Raw genomic sequence first — 16,722 nt, forward strand, 5'->3', positions numbered from 1 at the left:
GAAGCCGGGGGCGGTGTCCATTTTCCGCGTAGTCATCCCTTCTGAGCTGGAACGATGCCGCCGTCCCCGCTCCCCGCGCGCCGCAAGGCCGGGGAACCGGCGGGGACTCTCCAGTACCGGCGCGAGCCGGCCGCCCCGTCGGCCGGCCCCAGCGAGAGGACGGCTTCGTGAGCAACCCGCAGGACGACAACGAGATCACCGCGGTCACCGCGGCCCAGGTGGCGCATCTCGCCGACCACGGCATCTACGCCTCTGCCACCGAACTCGACCCGGCCGCCACCAACCTGGCCGAGGCCCTGATCGCCACGCTGACCGGCACGGCGGAGCGGTCCCTGCTCACGCCCGAGCTCCAGGAGCTGACGGAACAGGTACGGGCCAGGTCGACCATCGGTCTGCCGAGGATCACCACGCACGACGGTGCGAAGCTGTCGGCGCACACGATCAAGCTCAACGGCGACGAGCCCCGCCCGGTGGTGATCGTGCCGGCCGGCTGGACGCCGTTCGGCTGGTCCATCTTCGCGTACACGTACCTCCAGTTGGCGCTGCGCGGCTACCACGTCCTCGCGTACACCCCGCGTGGCATCGGGCAGACGTTCGAGATCGGCGGCGGTTACGTCGACGGGCCGTTCACCTCCGGCGGCACGATCGACGTCGCCGGACCGAACGACTGGGCCGACGGCTCCACGGTCATCGACTACGCGCAGCAGCACTTCAACCCGAGCAAGATCGCCTTCCTCGGTGAGTCGTACGGCTCCGGCATCAGCCAGCTCGTCGCGGCGCACGACCCGGCCGACCGCGTCGACGCGGTCGTCGCCTTCAGCACCTGGGGCAATCTCGCCACCAGCCTCTACGACAACGGCACCCGGCACCTGGAGGCCGTGAAGTCCCTGGTCGGCTTCACCGGCGGCCCCGAGGCGCGGAAGTTCGACCCCGCCACCCGGGAGCTCCTGGCGAACTTCAGGGCCGGAAAGCACCTCGACGACGTGGTCGCCTGGGGCACGGAGCGGGCGCCCTCCTCGTACGTCGAGGAGACCAACGACCGGAACATCCCGACGTTCCTCTCCAACACCTGGCACGAGACGCTGTTCCCGGTCAACCAGGTCGTCGAGCACTTCGAGCGGCTGACCGTGCCCAAGCATCTGAACCTGTGGATCGGCGACCACGCCGCTCCCGAGGGCGCCGGTCTGAGCATTCCGTTCAGCGGGCCGAACGTCCCCGTCGAGGAGGCCTTCGCCTGGCTCGACCACCATGTGCTGGGTGCCGCCAACGGCGTGCCCGAATGGCCCGCGGTCCACAGCCAGATCATGTTCACGTACCAGACGAAGACCGACCCGACGACCGGGAAGGAGGTCATCACGGAACCCGCCGTCCGCGAGCCCAAGGCCTCCTGGTCGGAGTTCACCACTTCCACCGAGCGCTGGTATCTGACCTCCGTCGGCTCCGACAGCCGTGACGGCGGCCTCGCCGGGGAGGCGGACACCGGCTGGAAGCGGGAGTTCACCGCGGGCCGGCTCACGGACGCCACCGCGGTCGACAAGATCATCATCACCGGCCAGGCCGAGTGGAAGGGCAACCCGAAGACCTACGTCACGGACGATTTCGACCGGCAGCACCTCGCCGTCTGGACCACGGGCCCCCTCGACGCCACCGCGAACGGCGTCGCCCGCCGCGTCCGGGGCGTCCCCGAGCTCACGCTCACCGTCCGCAGCAGCGCGGAATCCGCGACGCTCGTGGCGTACCTCTTCGACGTCACGCCCGACGACACGGCCCGCATCATCACCCACGAGCCCCTCACCCTCAGCGAGCTGACTCCCGGCCAGGACCACACGACCAGCTGGAGGCTCCAGGCCGCGGGCTACGACGTGGCCGCGGGCCACCGCCTCATGCTCGTGGTCAACAGCAAGGACGCGCTCTACTCCGACGCCCTCAGCGACGCCGGCGCCGACACCATCACCACCACGGTGATCACCTCGGCCGACGACCGGGCGGCCCATCTGACGCTGCCGCTGGGCTGACCCGCCCGGGCGGCGTCCTAGACCGCCGCAGCGACCGTCTCGCGCAGGGGCCACGTGGAGTCGACGACCGCCTCCGCGTCGCCCTTGCGGCGCAGGAAGTCCTGGAAGTTCTCGGCCCAGGTCCGGTACCAGCCGATCTGCCGCTCGTGCAGCTCGGCCGGGTCGAGGGCGGCGACCTGGGGGTGCCGCTCGGCTATCGCCACGGCGACCCGGACGGCGGCGAGCGCGTCGGCGGCGGCCTGGTGGGCGGCTTCGAGGACCACGCCGTACTCCCCGCAGACCGCTTCCAGGGTCCGCTTGCCGCGCCGGTAGCGGTCGACGGCCCGGTCGATGGTGTACGGGTCGACGACCGGCCCGATGGCCGTCCCGCCGAGCCGCTCCTCCAGGGAGGGAAGGCCGTGGCGGCGCAGCTCGGCGGCGAGGAGCGTGAGGTCGAAGGAGGCGTTGTACGCGACGACCGGGACGCCGTCCTCCCAGTACGCGGTGAGGGTCCGCGCGATCTCGTCGGCGACCTCGCGGGCCGGCCGGCCCTCGGCCGCCGCGCGCTCGGTGCTGATGCCGTGGATCGCGGAGGCCTGCTCCGGGATGCGGATGCCCGGATCGGCGAGCCAGTCCCGCCGCCGCCCGACCTGTCCGCCGCCGTCGACCTCGACGATCGAGGCCGTGACGATACGGGCCTCCAGCGGTTCCGTGCCGGTCGTCTCCAGGTCGAAGCCGACCAGCGTGTCGCCGTGCCAAGCCATCGGGTCCTCCTTACGTGATCTCCCCCGTGGTGCTGACCACCCTCGCACGCACCACTGACAACGCCTCCGGCTACCCCCGTCGACGGGTCAGGAGACGGGCCGGGAGTCGAGCCAGACCGACTCGAATTCCTCCCGGTATGTCTCGAAAAGTCCGTGATCTCCGTCATGGGCCGGCTGCCCGTGCCGGACGACGTTCCGTCCGCCGCCGCGCAGGACGAGAACCGGGGCCTCCATGCCCCGGGCCCGACGCAGATAGGACTGGACGACACCGACCCCGTCCGGACCGTCGCCGTCGACGAGGTAGGCGGTGAAGCGGGGGGTCTCGTCGAAGACGTGGATCTGGAAGGCGCCCGGGTCGCGCAGTTTCGAACGGACCCGGCGCATGTGCAGGATGTTCATCTCGACCGAGCGGCTCAGCTCGCCCTTCTTCAGGCCGAGTTCGCGCTCGCGGCGCTTGACGGCGCTGCTCGCCGGGTTGAGGAAGAGGAGCCGGGTCCGGCAGCCGGACTCGGCGAGCCGGACCATGCGGCGGCCGGAGAAGTTCTGCACGAGCAGATTGAGGCCTATGCCGGTGGCGTCGAGGCGGCGGGCCCCGCCGAAGAGGTCCTCGGCGGGCAGCTGCCGCTGGAGCCTGACCCGGTCGGGGTGGACGGAGACGACGTCCGCGTACCGGTCGCCGACGAGGTCCTCGACCGCGTCCACGGGCAGCCGGTCGGCGGACGGGACCCCGGCGCCGCCGCCGAGGATCTCCAGGATGCGGGCGGAGGCCCGCTCGGACTGGGCGAGGACGGTCAGCGACAGCGCCCGGTTGCGGGAGACCACGTTGCGCGTGACCTCCAGCTCGTCCAGGGCGAGCTCGACCTCGCGCCGGTCGTCGAAGTAGGGCTCGAAGCAGGGCCAGTGCTGCACCATCAGCTCGCGCAGCTGGGGCAGCGTGAGGAAGCTCAGCACGTTGTCGTCGGCCGGGTCGAGGAGGTAGCCCTTGCGCCGGGAGACCTCGCGGACGGCGACGGCCCGCTGGACCCATTCCTGGCCGGCCGGCCCGGCCGCGGCCACCACCCACTCCTCGCCGTGCACCGGTTCGTACACGGGTCGCAGGACGGCGGCGACCACGGCCCTCAGCCGCTGCTCGACGAGGTTCAGCCAGATGTAGGCACGGCCGGCGCGCTGGGCCCGGGTGCGGACCTCGCTCCAGGCATCGGCGCCCCAGTCGAGCTCCGCCCCGATCTCCACCGGTCGTCCGACGGTGACCGTGCCGGGCGGCACGACCGCGCCCGGCGGCAGGACCACGCCCGGGGGTACGGCCGCGCCCGGTGGCGCGACCGCTCCGGGCGGCGCCTCTGCGGGGTCGGCCGGACCCCCCTCGTGACCCGCGTCACCTGGGGGCAGCTCCAGACCTCCCGAGCTCACCCGCGCACCGCCTTCTGCTCCCGGACACCCGTTCCGGCGGACTGGATGACCATGTGACAACGATCAAGGAAGGGTACTCCGCGAGCGGGAGGCGGTGCAGCAGGATCGTCAGGCTGCTTCCTCAACTCCCCAGATCGGGCTGCCCGTTCTGGGAGGCGAGATCGGCCGGAGTGAGCGGATTCATAGCGGTTACGTCCCTGGGCGCGAGCTGGAAGCCCTGCCAGTGGACCGGCATCGGCTGCTGGTCCTCGTCCCGGGCGATGTGGTGGAACCCGATGTTGACCCACACGGACGGCTGGGTCAGCGTCTCGCCGTTGACCCACTTGTCGACGCTGTCACCGGCGCCCGCCGCGCAGGCGCCGATGTTGTTGCTCGCGAACTTCTCGCAGGCGCGGGCCTGGGTGAAGTACACGTCGTGCTTGGTGAAGCCGCGGCCCGCGTGCGTGTCGGTGTGCCCGGGCACGATCTCGTACGAGCGGGCGTGGCCGTCGGCGTTCTTGCCGGTGCCGCTGACCACCCGCCACCAGCGCATGTTCTTCGCGTCGCCGGCGAGTTCCTTGGTGACGACGGTCTTCTTCGTCTTCACGGTGGGTCCGCCGCCGCCTGCGGCGGGCGCGGTGACGGTGGAGTCGAACTGCTCGATCCGGTCCTTGGTGGAGCCGTCGAGCCCGAAGTCGAGCTTCCAGAAGACGTTGTGGGCGTGGCTGGTGGCGTAGCCGCGGGCGCCCTTGCCGAGGGGCCAGCCGCGGCCGTCGGTGGCGTTGTAGTCGACGGGCGAGAGGCTGCCGGTGGCCCCGACGTTGGCACCGATGGTGCCGTCGGCGGTGAAGCGCCACTCGGTGATGTACTCGTACCAGCCGACCTTGTTGACGGTGTAGACGAGCAGGTCCTTGGCCTGGGCCTGCCAGACCTTGGAGCCGCTGTCGCTGGCCATGCGGTACGCGTGCCCGCGCGCCCGCGTGGTGGTGCACAGGCCCTTGACGTCGCCGACCTCGGCCACCTTGACGGTGGTGAGGGTGCCGCCGGGGCACTCGGCCGGCTTGAGGTTCTGCAGGCCCCAGCCGAAGCCGGCGCCGGTGAGGTCGTCGTACTCGGCGCCGCCGTCGTCGTACGGCACGTGGATCTGGGCGAGCCGGCCGCTGTTGAGGACCTTGATGGGCGCGGTGGCGCCGGGCGGCTGGTAGGTGACGTGGTCGAGCGTGAGACCGGCGTCGGTGTCGTAGCGCCAGCACATGCGCCAGGTGGTGCCGCCGTCGAGCTTCTGCGTGATGCGGTACGCGGCCGAGCAGTCGGGCGCGGCGGGCGCCGCGGCCGTCGAGCCGGGCGGGGCCGTGGCGGCGGTGGCGCCGGCCACCGGCCCGGCGGCGGCCGTGGCGGTGCCGAGCAGCACGGCGGCGGTCAGGACGGCGCCCCGCTTGCGGGCGCGCGGGATTCTCCGGTTGGACATGGGGACGTACTCCCTCGTACGTGTCGTGAGGAGGCTGTGGAGAGGCGAGGTCCGGTGCGGCGGTGGTCAGCCGACGCGGGTGACGGTCCTCGCGGAGAGGTCGACGATCAGGTTCCGGGTGTCGATCCAGGCCCCGTTGAGGACCTTGGTGACGAGCCGGACGCACCGGTGCTCCCCGCAACGGGCGAGCTGCGCGGGCACGTTGGACTCGCGGTAGGTGCGGTAGACGTCGCCGTTGAACCACAGCTGTCCGGTGGAGGTGAGCTCCTTGCCGGTGGCGTCCTTGTAGTCCTCCTTGACGCCCTTGCCGAGCGGGCTCGCGAGGATCAGCTCCAGGGCCTCGCGCAGTTCTTCGGGGTGGGCGGAGGGCTGGACCCCGCGCTGCGCGCCGGACTTCTCGACCTTGCCGCTGTCGAGGTTGACGGTCTTCGTGACGAGCTCGTCGCGCGCGTAGTCGTAGAGGCGGACCTCGGCGCGGCGGGACGGGTCGCCCGGGACGGGGTCGGCGAGCCGGGTGCCGAGGCGCTGGGGGCCGCGGCCGCCGTTGACGTCCTGCTGGGCGGTGGCGGCGGGCGGGGTCAGCGCCAGTGCCTCGGCCCGTGCGAGCTCGTCGTCGGTGAGCGGGTCGCTGCCGACGCCCTTCTTCCCCTCGGCCGCGGCCGGGACCACGGTGGCGGGCTGCGGCGCGGTGCCCGTGGCCTGCTCGCCCGTCTCCCCCTGCTGGGAGGCACTGCCCGTGCCGCCCTCGGCCGGCGTGCCGGCCGCTCCGGCGATGCCGGTGGACCCCCCGGTTCCGGCGGCCCCGTTCGCTCCCGCCTGGCCCGGCAGGCTGATCGCGACGGCGACGGCGGTTCCCGTCACCGCCATGGCCGCTCCGGCCACCACCTTCCCCAAGTGGCGGCGCACTATTTCGTACACACTTCCCCCTCTTTCCCCCTCTAGGTCTGCGGTCACCCGGTAGGACGGGGCGAAGTCCTAGGTGGTTGCCCTTCTTTCGGGCAGGATCTGGCCGAAGAACACCCACAAAACCCGGACAGAAGAGGAAGAATCCATATCCATGCAGGTCTGGCCGGGACAGGCGTACCCCCTGGGCGCCACCTACGACGGAGCGGGAACCAACTTCGCGGTCTTCTCGGAGGCCGCCCACAGGATCGAGCTGTGTCTGCTGCACGACGACGGCTCGGAGACGGCGGTGGAACTGCGCGAGACCGACGCGTTCGTACGACACGCCTATCTGCCGGGTGTGATGCCCGGTCAGCGGTACGGGTTCCGGGTGCACGGCCCGTACGCACCGGAGCGCGGGCTGCGCTGCAACGCGGCGAAGCTGCTGCTCGACCCGTACGCGCGCGCGGTGTCGGGGCAGGTGAAGTGGGGCGAGGCGGTGTACGGCTACCCGTTCGGGCGGCCGGACGCGCGCAACGACCTCGACTCGGGCCCGCACACGATGACCTCGGTGGTCGTGAACCCGTACTTCGACTGGGGCGACGACCGGCGTCCGCGCACCGAGTACCACCACACGGTGATCTACGAGGCCCATGTGAAGGGCCTGACGATGCTGCACCCGGACCTTCCGGAGGAGCTGCGCGGGACGTACGCGGGGCTCGCGCACCCGTCGGTCATCGGCCACCTGAAGGAACTGGGTGTCACCGCGCTCGAACTGATGCCCGTCCACCAGTTCGTGAACGACCACCGTCTGGTGGACGCGGGGCTCGCCAACTACTGGGGCTACAACACGATCGGCTTCTTCGCCCCGCACAACGCCTACGCGTCCTGGGGCGACCGGGGCCAGCAGGTCCTGGAGTTCAAGTCGGCGGTCCGGGCGCTGCACCAGGCCGGTATCGAGGTCATCCTCGACGTGGTCTACAACCACACGGCCGAGGGCAACCACCTGGGGCCGACGCTCTCCTTCCGAGGCCTGGACAACCCCTCGTACTACCGGCTCTCGAACGATCCCCGGTACTACACGGACACGACCGGCACCGGGAACTCGCTGCTCATGCGCTCCCCGCACGTGCTCCAGCTGATCATGGACAGCCTGCGGTACTGGGTGACCGAGATGCACGTGGACGGTTTCCGCTTCGACCTGGCGGCCACCCTGGCCCGCCAGTTCCACGAGGTGGACCGGCTGTCCTCGTTCTTCGACCTGGTGCAGCAGGATCCGGTGGTGAGCCAGGTGAAGCTGATCGCCGAGCCGTGGGACGTGGGCGAGGGCGGCTACCAGGTGGGCAACTTCCCGCCGCTGTGGACCGAGTGGAACGGCAAGTACCGGGACTGCGTGCGGGACCTGTGGCGGGGCGAGCCGCGCACCCTCGCCGAGTTCGCCTCGCGCCTCACCGGCTCCTCCGACCTGTACCAGGACGACGGGCGCCGCCCGCTCGCCTCGGTCAACTTCGTGACCTGCCACGACGGCTTCACCCTGCGGGACCTCGTCTCGTACAACGACAAGCACAACGAGGCGAACGGCGAGGGCAACCGGGACGGCGAGAGCTACAACCGCTCCTGGAACTGCGGCGTGGAGGGCGAGACCGAGGACGTCGGGATCGCGGAGCTGCGCGCCCGCCAGATGCGCAACTTCCTCGCCACGCTGATGCTGTCCCAGGGCGTGCCGATGCTCAGCCACGGCGACGAGTTCGGGCGGACGCAGGGAGGCAACAACAACGCGTACTGCCAGGACAACGAGGTCTCCTGGGTGCGGTGGCCGAAGGAGAACAGCGAGGCGGAGGCCACGCTGCTGCGCTTCACGCGCGCGATGGTCCGGCTGCGCCGGGACCATCCGGTCTTCCGGCGCCGCCGTTTCTTCCACGGCCGGCCGGTGGAGGGCACCCACGACGAGCTGACGGACATCGCCTGGTTCACGCCCGAGGGCGAGGAGATGACCTCCCGCGACTGGCAGGCGGCGCACGCGCAGGCGCTGACGGTCTTCCTCAACGGCAACGCGATCTCGGAACCGGGCACGCAGGGCGAGCGGATCGCCGACGACTCCTTCCTGCTGATGTTCAACGCCTCGTCGAAGGAGCTGGAGTTCGCGGTCCCGGACAGCCACGGGCGTTGCTGGCGGATGGTGGTGGACACCTCGGACCCGGAGGGCATGCCGCCGCAGGAGGGCCCGGAGCTCGCGGGCGGCGAGCGGGTGACGCTCGCGCCGCTCAGCCTGACCGTTCTGCGCCGGCCGGCCTGAGCGCGCGTGCGGGGCTCTTGACCCGTACCGACCAGGAGAGGACCGCGCAGGCCACGGCCGCCCCCACCGCCACCGCGAAGGCGGCGGGGGCGCCCCGGCCTTCGGCGAGCCGGCCCGAGACGGCCAGGGCGAGGGCCTGGCCGCCCACGATCCCGCTGGTGAGGAAGGCCATCGACTCGGCGAGCCGGGCAGCCGGCACGCTTCGCTCGGTGAGGCCGAAGACGGTGATCAGGTGCGGGGCGTAGGCGGCGCCGAGGACGACGACGACCGCGTACAGCGCGCCCAGGGAGCCGACGAACAGCAGCGGTACGGAGAGGACGACGAGTCCGGCGGTCGCGGCGCGCCAGCGGGTCGTGAGTCCGATCCGGGCGGGCACGGCGGCCATGGAGAGGCCGACGGCGGCGCTCATGACACCCATGGCGGCGTAGACGAGACCGGCCTGGGCGGGCGCGCCGAGCTCCTCGGTGAGGGCGGTGATCCCGGCCTGCGAGGCACCGAACATGGCGCCCTGGAGGACCATCGTGCCGCGCAGGGCGTACGCGGATCCCGGCAGCCGCGTCCGTTCGGCGGCACTCGTACGGGTGGAAGTCGGCGACGTCTCGGGGGCGGTCGCCCGGGCCGTCGAGTGGAGGGCGAAGGCCGTCCCGCAGGCGGCGAGCAGGAGCGCCGCCAGGAGCAGCGCGACCGCCGGGTGGGCGAGGGCGGCGGCGAGGCCGACGAGCGCCGGGCCGAGGACGAAGGAGACCTCGTCGAGGGTGCCCTCGAAGGAGAGGACCGCTCCGACGAGCCGGTCGTCCGCGCCGGAGCGGCGGGCGAGGGCCACCGAGCGGGTCCGGGCAAGCGGCCCGACCTGTGGGACGGTGGCCCCGGCGAGCGCCCCGAGCGCCATGAGCGGGCCGGTGGCGGCGTCGGCGAGGGCGGCGAGGACCAGGGCGGTGACGGCGACCGCGTTGGCGAGGGAGGCCGCGAGGACGACCCCGCGCTGGCCGTGCCGGTCGGCGAGCCGGCCGATGACGGGCCCGGCGACGGTCTGTCCGGCGGCGAGCGCGCCGCCCGTGAGGCCGGCGGTGGCGAGCGAGCCGCTCGTCTCGGCGACCAGGAGCAGGCTGCCGAGCTGGCACATGGCGGTGGGCAGCCGGCCGAGGAACGAGACGACCGGCAGGGCCGGTCCGAGCAGGGACAGCGTGTCGCGATACATCCGGAGCATCACGCGAACGTAACGCGATGCACTCGAACGGGTGCATGGGGCAATGACACAGAAGCCCTCCAGCGGGGTACGTACGTTCGCATGACGCCCATTCCACCCACCTCGACCTACCGGCTGCAGCTCCAGCCGGAGTTCCCGTTCGCGGCCGCCGAGCGCGCCGTGCCGTACCTGGCCGGCCTCGGGGTCTCGCACCTCCACCTCTCCCCGGTCCTGGAGGCGGTGCCCGGCTCGACCCACGGCTACGACGTCACCGACCACCGGTCCGTACGGGCCGAACTGGGCGGCGAGCAGGGGCTGCGGGCCCTGGCGGCGACCGCGCGGGCGCACGGCCTCGGGCTCGTCGTGGACCTGGTGCCCAACCACATGGCGGTCTCCCCGCGCCACAACCACGCGCTGCGCGCCGTGCTCCGCGAGGGCCCGGACTCGCCGTACGCCCGCTGGTTCGACATCGACTGGCGGGCCGGGGACGGCCGGATGCTGCTGCCGGTGCTGCCCGCGCGACTCCCGGAGGTACGGGACCGGTTCCGGGTCTCGGGCGGGTCCCTGCACCTGGACGGCCAGGAGTTCCCGCTCCGTCCGGGCACCGAGGGGCTGCCGCTGGACGAGCTGCTCGACGCCCAGTGGTACCGGCTCGGCTGGTGGCGGCTCGCCCGCACCGAGCTCGGCTACCGCCGCTTCTTCACCGTCTCGGAGCTCATCGGGGTGCGGGTGGAGGACCCCGAGATGTTCGCGGCGAGCCACGCGAAGATCGTGGAGCTGGTCGCGGACGGGGTGATCGAGGGGCTGCGCATCGACCACCCGGACGGAGTCGCCGACCCCCAGGGCTATCTGGAGGCTCTGGCGGAGGCGACCGGCGGGCGCTGCTGGACGGTCGTCGAGAAGATCCTCACCGGGCAGGAGACGCTGCCGGCCGCCTGGCCGGTCGCTGGCACCACCGGGTACGACGCGCTGCGCCGGCTCGACGGTGTCTTCACCGACCCGGTGGGAGCCGACGAACTCGCCGATGTCTACCGGGAGTTCGTCGGCAAGGCCGGCGACCGTGGCGGCCGCTGGGAGGCGACCGAGCGCCGCGCGGCGTACGAGGTGGTCACCCATGACCTGGCGTCCGAGACGGCCGCGCTGACCCGGATCGCCCGCCGGATCTGCGCCGCCGACCCCGCACTCCGGGACCACGCCCCCTGGGCGCTGCGCACGGCGGTCCGGGAGCTCCTCGTCCGGGTCCCCGTCTACCGCCCCTACCGGACCGGCGGCGAGGAGGTGCTGACCCCGGAGGCGGCGCGCGGCGCGAAGGCCGCCTTCGCGGTGCCGGAGGAGGCGGCTGCGGTCGACCTCGTACGGGACCTGGCGCTCGGCTCACTCGGCGAAGGGCCCGAACACCGGGCGTTCCGCGCCCGGTTCGCGCAGACCTCGTCCGCGCTGCGGGCCAAGTCCGTGGAGGACACCGCCTTCTACCGCTACACGCCGCTGCTCTCGGCGAACGAGGTCGGCGGCGACGCGGGGCGTCCGGCGGTGCCGGTGGAGGAGTTCCACGCGTACTGCCTGCGGATCGCCCGGGACTGGCCGGGCACCGGCACCGTGCTCTCCACGCACGACACCAAGCGCAGCGCGGACGTCCGGGCCGGGATCGCGGTGCTCTCCCAGTGCCCGGAGGTGTGGGCGGAGCTCCTCGCGGAGGTCGCCGGGGTGCCCGCGCCGGATGCGCACGTGGCGTGGACGGCCTGGCAGACGGCCTTCGGCTTCGGCGCCCCGGACGCGGACCGGCTGGTTCCGGCGATCCTCAAGTCCGTCCGGGAGGCGGGGCTGCGGACGAGCTGGACCGAGCCGGACGCGGAGTACGAGCGGACGGTGGCCGAGTTCGCGGCGGCCGGGCCCGGCCGGATCCCGCTCCGGGCGGCCTCGGAGGCGGCCTTCGCCCTGGAGCCGCACATCCGGGCGCACGCGCTGGGCGCCGTGCTCGCGCAGCTGACGATGCCGGGGGTGCCGGAGCTGTACCAGAACACGGAGCGGGAGTACCGGGCGCTCGTCGACCCGGACAACCGGGCGCCGTTCGCGGTCGGCGAGGACGACGACCGTACGGCTCTGGTCCGGGCGGCGCTGCGGCTGCGGCGCGCGCACCCGGAGGCCTTCGGACCGGGCGGCACGTACGTCCCGCTGGCGGCGGAGGGTCCGGCCGCGGCGCACTGCCTGGCGTTCGCCCGCTCCGGCCGGGCGATCACGGCCGTGACCCGGCTCTCCCTGCGGCTCGCGCAGGCGGGCGGCTGGCAGGACACGGAGCTGGTGCTGCCCGAGGGGCGTTGGGTCGACGCGCTGGACGGCGTACGGGAGTTCACGGGAGGACCGGCGACGGAGGTCAAGCTGGCGGAGCTCTTCGCGGAGCGGCCGGTGGCGCTGCTGACCCGGGTGGAGTGAAGGACGGTGCCGCGACCATGACAAGCTGATGATCATGACAAAAGATCAGACCGGGCGGATCATCGGCGCCGCGTTCGGACTCGTGTTCGTCCAGGCCAACGCGGGAACCCTGCCGACGGCGGTCGCCACGCCGCTGCGCCTGCTGGCCCTCGCCGGCTTCATCTGGGTGGCCGTCTTCGGACGGCGCGGCGAGCGGCCGCCGACTCCGGCGGCGGCGTCGGGCGAGCCGGGCACCCGGTTCGGCCGGCGCTACTGGTACGTGGTGGCGGCCGAGGTCGCGGGGCTCGCGGCCGGGCTCCTGGTGATCGCCCGGGTGCTGCACACCCCTCAGGCCTCCGTGGGCTGGATCGCCTTCATCGTGGGCGTGCACTTCTCCGGTCTTGCGGTCGCCTGGCGCAGGCCCGCGCTCCACGCGCTGGGAGCGGCGATCGCGGTCTGCGGCGCGGCGGGCCTGGCCCTGGCGGCCTTCGACGCCCCGGTCGCCGCGATCCGGACCGTCGCCGGAATCCTGCCCGGCCTCCTGCTGCTCGCCTCGGTGCTGCGGCCGGGCCGTACGGACCCGGCCGCAGCGGAGTCCGGGGTCAGGAGCGGGACGCCCGCGTGACGACGCACTCGGTGTACTCGGAGCCGTCGCCGGTTCCGGGGTACTGGGTGGACAGCTCGACGCTCTTGGAGGCCCCCGCCGCGACCGCGACGGCGGTCACCCTGGCGGTGGCGGGGACGGCGCTGCTGCCGGCGTCGCCGTTGAACTTCATCGTGAGGTCGTAGTCGTAGTCGAGCACGCCGTCGTTCTTCACGGTGACCCGGGCGACCAGGTTCTTGGTCGCCGGGTCGTACTTGCACTCGTCGATGGTGACATCGCGAATGGCCTTGTTGGAGCTGCCGGAGCTGCCGGAGACGGAGCCGCTGGAGCTGCTGCTCGACGTGCTGTCGTTGTCGCTGTGGCTGCTGCCGCTGTGGCTGCTGCCGGAGCTGCCGCCGCAGCTGCCGCCGTGCGAGCCGCGGGCGCCGGTGAGGGCGACGACCGCGATGCCGAAGACAGCGATCGCACGGACATGACGCATCTTCATGTTTGAATCCCCGTTGAAAGTGGTAAAACGAACGCCCGTTGACGAGCGCACGTCACCCTAACAGCGGTCGCGGGACCCTCAGCCGCCCGGCCGGACGATGAGACTCCGGGGGGCCCGTGTGATGAGCCCCATGGGTGCGGAGCGGAAGCCGTCGGCCAGACGCAGCCGGGGCATGGCCGTGAAGAGGGCCCGCAGTGCGTACTCCGCCTCGAACCCGGCGAGCAGGACCGCCGGGCAGAACCCCGACCCGTACGTGAGCTGCCCCGGGTCGTCCCGGAACGGGTCGAAGCGGTCGGGCTCGCGGAAACGCTCCGGGTCGCGGCCCGCCGAGCCGACGAGCAGCGCGACGGACGCGCCCGCCGGGACGACCCCGCCGCTCACCGGCACCTCGGCGCTCGTGCGGCGCACGGCGATCTGCACGGGCGGGTCCCGGCGCAGCGACTCGGTCCAGGCGCGGGCGACGAGACCGGCGGGCGCGTCACGGAGGGCGGCGACCTGGTCGGGGTCCGCGAGGACGTTGCCGAGGAAGGAGGCGAGCGCCTTCTCCCGTACGGCGATCTGGCCGCCGCACTCCCCCGCCAGCGCGCCGGCCGCGCGGCCGCGGACGAGCCGCATCATGTCGCGGTAGGGCACGCCGACGGCCGCGGCGACGGTGCCGGCGGGCAGCCAGTGGCAGAAGTCGGCGACCAGGTCGGCCCGGGGCCGTTCGGAGATCCGGCGGGCCAGGACGTAGGCGGTGCGTTCGGTGACCGCGCGCAGGGCCCCGACGTCGACGTCGACGTGGGCCCGCGCGCACGGCGGGTCACCGGGCCGGTGCCCGTGCGTGAAGCGCGCGTCGGTGAGGGCGGCGGCCACGTCCGCGTACCGGCTGAGGACCCAGGCCCGCAGCAACGGGTCGTACGTGAGCGGGAACTCCTCGCGCAGGGTCCGGTGGATCCCGTGCGGGTCCCACGAGGCACCGGGGTCGAGGGGGCTCGGCGCGACGGTCCGCCCACCGGGCGGGACGGGCCCGGCGGCGGCACGGTCGACGAGCGGGCGCACGTGGCCGGGGAGGGGGCCGGGGCCGGGCGTACGGTCCGGGGCGCCGGCGCCGGACTCCGTCGTCGTACGGGTCGTGCCCGAAGGTGCCGACGGTGTGGCCGGGGCCATCGACGGCAGGCGGGTCCACGGGTCGCCCGGCTCCTCCGGCTCCTCCGGCCGCTCGCTCCGTATGCCGCGGTTCGGCTCGCGGTTCGGCGCGTCGCTCATCTCGCCCCCCTGTCGATCGGCGGTGGGTACCGCGGCCGGAGATCACGGCCCGCGTCTGTCCAGCCCATCACCGCGCGGGCCCCACCGCCCGCCGCATACCGCCGAACGAGTGAAGATCCCCGGGGGCCCGCTCAGTCGACCGACAGTCGGAACGACATCTGGCCGAAGCCGACCACGTCCCCGGCCCGCACCACCACGGCGCCGGTGACCCGCCGCCCGTTGACGGTGGTGCCGTTCGTCGACCCGAGGTCGCGGAGCACCCACAGACCGCCCTGGAGCGAGAGTTCGGCGTGCAGACGGGAGGCCGTCTCGTGGCTGAGCCGCAGCCCGTTGACCGGGTCGCGCCCGATCCGCAGCGGGTGCGGGCCGGGGTGCGGCAGGAGCAGCTTCGGCAGCCGCTCCGCACTCCAGGCGCGCCCGATCCGCGCGGTGAACGCGGACATCCGCTCGACCGCGCCGACCACCCGCCGGGTCCAGGTGCCCTCGGTCCGCAGGTCGGCGGTGAGCAGGGCGAGTTCGTCTGGCCGGCGGGCCTGGAGCGCCCGCTCCATCCGGAAGAGGAAGGTGTCGTGCGAGAGGCGGCCCTGGGCGGCGCCCTCACGGAGCAGCACCAGCGCGCGGTCCCGCTCGGCGTCGGTCAGCCGAGGGGAGTTCGCCGGAAGCTCGAAAGGGGTCGTCACACCCGAGATTGTCGGTCCGTCGGCCCCGACGTGTCCAGAAGGGCCCCGGGCCTGGGGAAACTCCGTACCGGCAACGGCAGGGTCGCTGTTACGGTCTGCGGTCTCCACACCAGAGATCCCCAGGGGGAAACACGACGTGACCACGTCTTCTTCGTCCACGCACGACCCGCATCACCACGAGCACGACCCGCACGACCCGCACCACCACGAGCACGACCCGCACGACGAGCACGACCGGCACGACCCGCACCACCACAAGCACAACCCGCACCCCGACGAGCACGACCCGCGCCGCGCCGCCGCGGTTCCCTCCTCCCTCGTGCCCGGCCTCTCCGTCCGCCCGCTCGCCGGGCCCGAGGAACTCGACCTCTTCCTCCGCCTCACGTACCAGCTCGACCACGAGCTCGCCGAGGACCTCGCCACCGGCCGCCGCCTCCCCGCCTGGATGTGGGTGGCCCTCGACGGCGAGCGGGTCGTCGGCCGGCTCGCCTGGTGGACCCACGCGGCGGGCGAGGCACCGCAGGCGCTCGACTTCTTCGACCTCGCCCCCGAGCTGGACGCGGAGGAGCGCGCCGAGGTCGGTCTGCGGCTCCTGACGACGGCGACGGCCGCGGTGGTCCCGGCGGGTGCGCCGCGCCCCGAGTTCGGGCGGTTCATCCCGGCGGACTGGCGCGAGGTCCCGGAGAGCCGGGCCCGCTTGGAGTCCCTGTTCTCCGTCCTGGAGCGCACGGGCGCGCGTCCGCTGGTCGAGCGGCTGCGTCTGGAGTGGCGGCCCGGCACCCCCGTACCGGAGCCGAAGGGCCGTCTCGCGTTCCGTCCCGTGCGGGACCGCGAGGACCTCCTCGCCCTGATGACGCCGGTCATGGAGGGCACGCTCGACGCGCACGGCCGGGCCGATCTGGCCTCCGGCCTGTCGGCGCGGGAGGCGGCGGAGCTGCACTACGACGAGGAGCTCGGGACGTACTCCTCGCCGCGCGCGTGGTGGCGGGTCGCCGAGCTGCCGGAGTCCGGCGAGCCGGTCGGCTTCGTCGTCCCCGCGCGGAACAACTACCACCACACCATCGCGTACATCGGTGTGCTGCCCGCCCACCGCGGGCACGGGTACATCGACGACATCCTGGCGGAGGGGACCCGGATCCTGGCCGCCGCCGACGTGCCCAGGATCCGGGCGGCGACGGACCTGGGGAACGTGCCGATGGCGGCGTCCTTCGCCCGTGCGGGTTACGTGGCGTTCGAGCACGCGATCAACTACGTGTGGGACGCGCCGGGCGAGTCGGGGTCCTGACTGCCAGGATGGTCGCGGTAGCCGTCCTTG

At 73.0% G+C, this 16,722-nt stretch carries 13 protein-coding genes; 5 read left to right on the forward strand and 8 right to left on the reverse strand.

Annotation, left to right across the window (positions count from 1 at the left end; translation table 11 throughout):
• The first annotated feature begins 167 nt into the window (after positions 1-167).
• A complete protein-coding gene (locus tag AC07AW_RS28655) occupies positions 168-2,015 on the forward strand; it encodes an alpha/beta fold hydrolase (RefSeq protein ID WP_478818345.1) in 1,848 nt (615 codons plus the stop codon).
• Between the two features lie 17 nt (positions 2,016-2,032).
• Here AC07AW_RS28655 and AC07AW_RS28660 read toward each other — a convergent pair whose 3' ends face one another.
• The 4 genes from AC07AW_RS28660 to AC07AW_RS28675 form a co-directional block, all read right to left on the reverse strand.
• Positions 2,033-2,758, reverse strand: a complete 726-nt coding sequence (locus AC07AW_RS28660) for an exonuclease domain-containing protein (protein ID WP_478818346.1) — start codon at positions 2,756-2,758, stop codon at positions 2,033-2,035.
• 87 nt (positions 2,759-2,845) lie between these two features.
• Positions 2,846-4,168: an SAV2148 family HEPN domain-containing protein gene (locus AC07AW_RS28665; protein WP_478818347.1), complete on the reverse strand. Its 1,323-nt coding sequence runs from the start codon at positions 4,166-4,168 to the stop codon at positions 2,846-2,848.
• Positions 4,169-4,289: 121 nt separating this feature from the next.
• Entirely contained in the window at positions 4,290-5,615 is a 1,326-nt protein-coding gene (locus AC07AW_RS28670) for a copper amine oxidase (RefSeq protein ID WP_478818348.1), read from the reverse strand.
• A gap of 66 nt (positions 5,616-5,681) precedes the next feature.
• Positions 5,682-6,533 (reverse strand): Tat pathway signal sequence domain protein, encoded by an 852-nt coding sequence (locus AC07AW_RS28675; protein WP_478818349.1) that lies wholly within the window; start codon positions 6,531-6,533, stop codon positions 5,682-5,684.
• Between the two features lie 139 nt (positions 6,534-6,672).
• Between AC07AW_RS28675 and glgX the strand changes: the two genes are divergently transcribed.
• Positions 6,673-8,793 carry a glycogen debranching protein GlgX gene (gene glgX, locus AC07AW_RS28680; protein ID WP_478818350.1) on the forward strand — a complete coding sequence of 707 codons (2,121 nt, stop codon included), beginning with the start codon at positions 6,673-6,675 and terminating at the stop codon, positions 8,791-8,793.
• Here the strand turns inward: glgX and AC07AW_RS28685 are convergent.
• Positions 8,762-9,991 (reverse strand): MFS transporter, encoded by a 1,230-nt coding sequence (locus AC07AW_RS28685; protein WP_478818611.1) that lies wholly within the window; start codon positions 9,989-9,991, stop codon positions 8,762-8,764. The two genes, glgX and AC07AW_RS28685, sit on opposite strands and share 32 nt — an antisense overlap.
• A gap of 90 nt (positions 9,992-10,081) precedes the next feature.
• Here AC07AW_RS28685 and treY point away from each other — a divergent pair, with 90 nt between their 5' ends.
• The gene (treY, locus tag AC07AW_RS28690) at positions 10,082-12,409 is read left to right on the forward strand and encodes a malto-oligosyltrehalose synthase (RefSeq protein ID WP_478818351.1); all 2,328 of its coding nucleotides are present in this window, start codon (positions 10,082-10,084) and stop codon (positions 12,407-12,409) included.
• Positions 12,410-12,443: 34 nt separating this feature from the next.
• Positions 12,444-13,013 (forward strand): hypothetical protein, encoded by a 570-nt coding sequence (locus AC07AW_RS28695; protein ID WP_478818352.1) that lies wholly within the window; start codon positions 12,444-12,446, stop codon positions 13,011-13,013.
• Here AC07AW_RS28695 and AC07AW_RS28700 read toward each other — a convergent pair.
• The 3 genes from AC07AW_RS28700 to AC07AW_RS28710 all read right to left on the reverse strand — a co-directional run bounded on the left by AC07AW_RS28700 (position 12,991) and on the right by AC07AW_RS28710 (position 15,407).
• A complete protein-coding gene (locus AC07AW_RS28700; protein ID WP_478818353.1) occupies positions 12,991-13,479 on the reverse strand; it encodes a hypothetical protein in 489 nt (162 codons plus the stop codon). The genes AC07AW_RS28695 and AC07AW_RS28700 overlap by 23 nt on opposite strands.
• A 78-nt stretch (positions 13,480-13,557) precedes the next feature.
• Positions 13,558-14,727, reverse strand: coding sequence for a cytochrome P450 (locus AC07AW_RS28705; RefSeq protein ID WP_478818354.1), 1,170 nt, complete (start codon positions 14,725-14,727; stop codon positions 13,558-13,560).
• 131 nt (positions 14,728-14,858) lie between these two features.
• Positions 14,859-15,407 (reverse strand): FHA domain-containing protein, encoded by a 549-nt coding sequence (locus AC07AW_RS28710; RefSeq protein WP_369147217.1) that lies wholly within the window; start codon positions 15,405-15,407, stop codon positions 14,859-14,861.
• Positions 15,408-15,726: 319 nt separating this feature from the next.
• Here AC07AW_RS28710 and AC07AW_RS28715 point away from each other — a divergent pair, with 319 nt between their 5' ends.
• Positions 15,727-16,692, forward strand: coding sequence for a GNAT family N-acetyltransferase (locus AC07AW_RS28715; protein WP_478818612.1), 966 nt, complete (start codon positions 15,727-15,729; stop codon positions 16,690-16,692).
• The last annotated feature ends 30 nt before the right edge of the window (positions 16,693-16,722 follow it).

The organism is Streptomyces sp. NPDC044003 (genome assembly GCF_056435185.1).

Coding starts and splice junctions, on each gene's coding strand:
- AC07AW_RS28660 (WP_478818346.1), bottom strand. CDS start 2,758: ATGGCTTGGCACGGCGACACGCTGGTCGGCTTCGACCTGGAGACGACC.
- AC07AW_RS28700 (WP_478818353.1), bottom strand. CDS start 13,479: ATGAAGATGCGTCATGTCCGTGCGATCGCTGTCTTCGGCATCGCGGTC.
- glgX (WP_478818350.1), top strand. CDS start 6,673: ATGCAGGTCTGGCCGGGACAGGCGTACCCCCTGGGCGCCACCTACGAC.
- AC07AW_RS28705 (WP_478818354.1), bottom strand. CDS start 14,727: ATGAGCGACGCGCCGAACCGCGAGCCGAACCGCGGCATACGGAGCGAG.
- AC07AW_RS28695 (WP_478818352.1), top strand. CDS start 12,444: ATGACAAAAGATCAGACCGGGCGGATCATCGGCGCCGCGTTCGGACTC.
- treY (WP_478818351.1), top strand. CDS start 10,082: ATGACGCCCATTCCACCCACCTCGACCTACCGGCTGCAGCTCCAGCCG.
- AC07AW_RS28670 (WP_478818348.1), bottom strand. CDS start 5,615: ATGTCCAACCGGAGAATCCCGCGCGCCCGCAAGCGGGGCGCCGTCCTG.
- AC07AW_RS28685 (WP_478818611.1), bottom strand. CDS start 9,991: ATGTATCGCGACACGCTGTCCCTGCTCGGACCGGCCCTGCCGGTCGTC.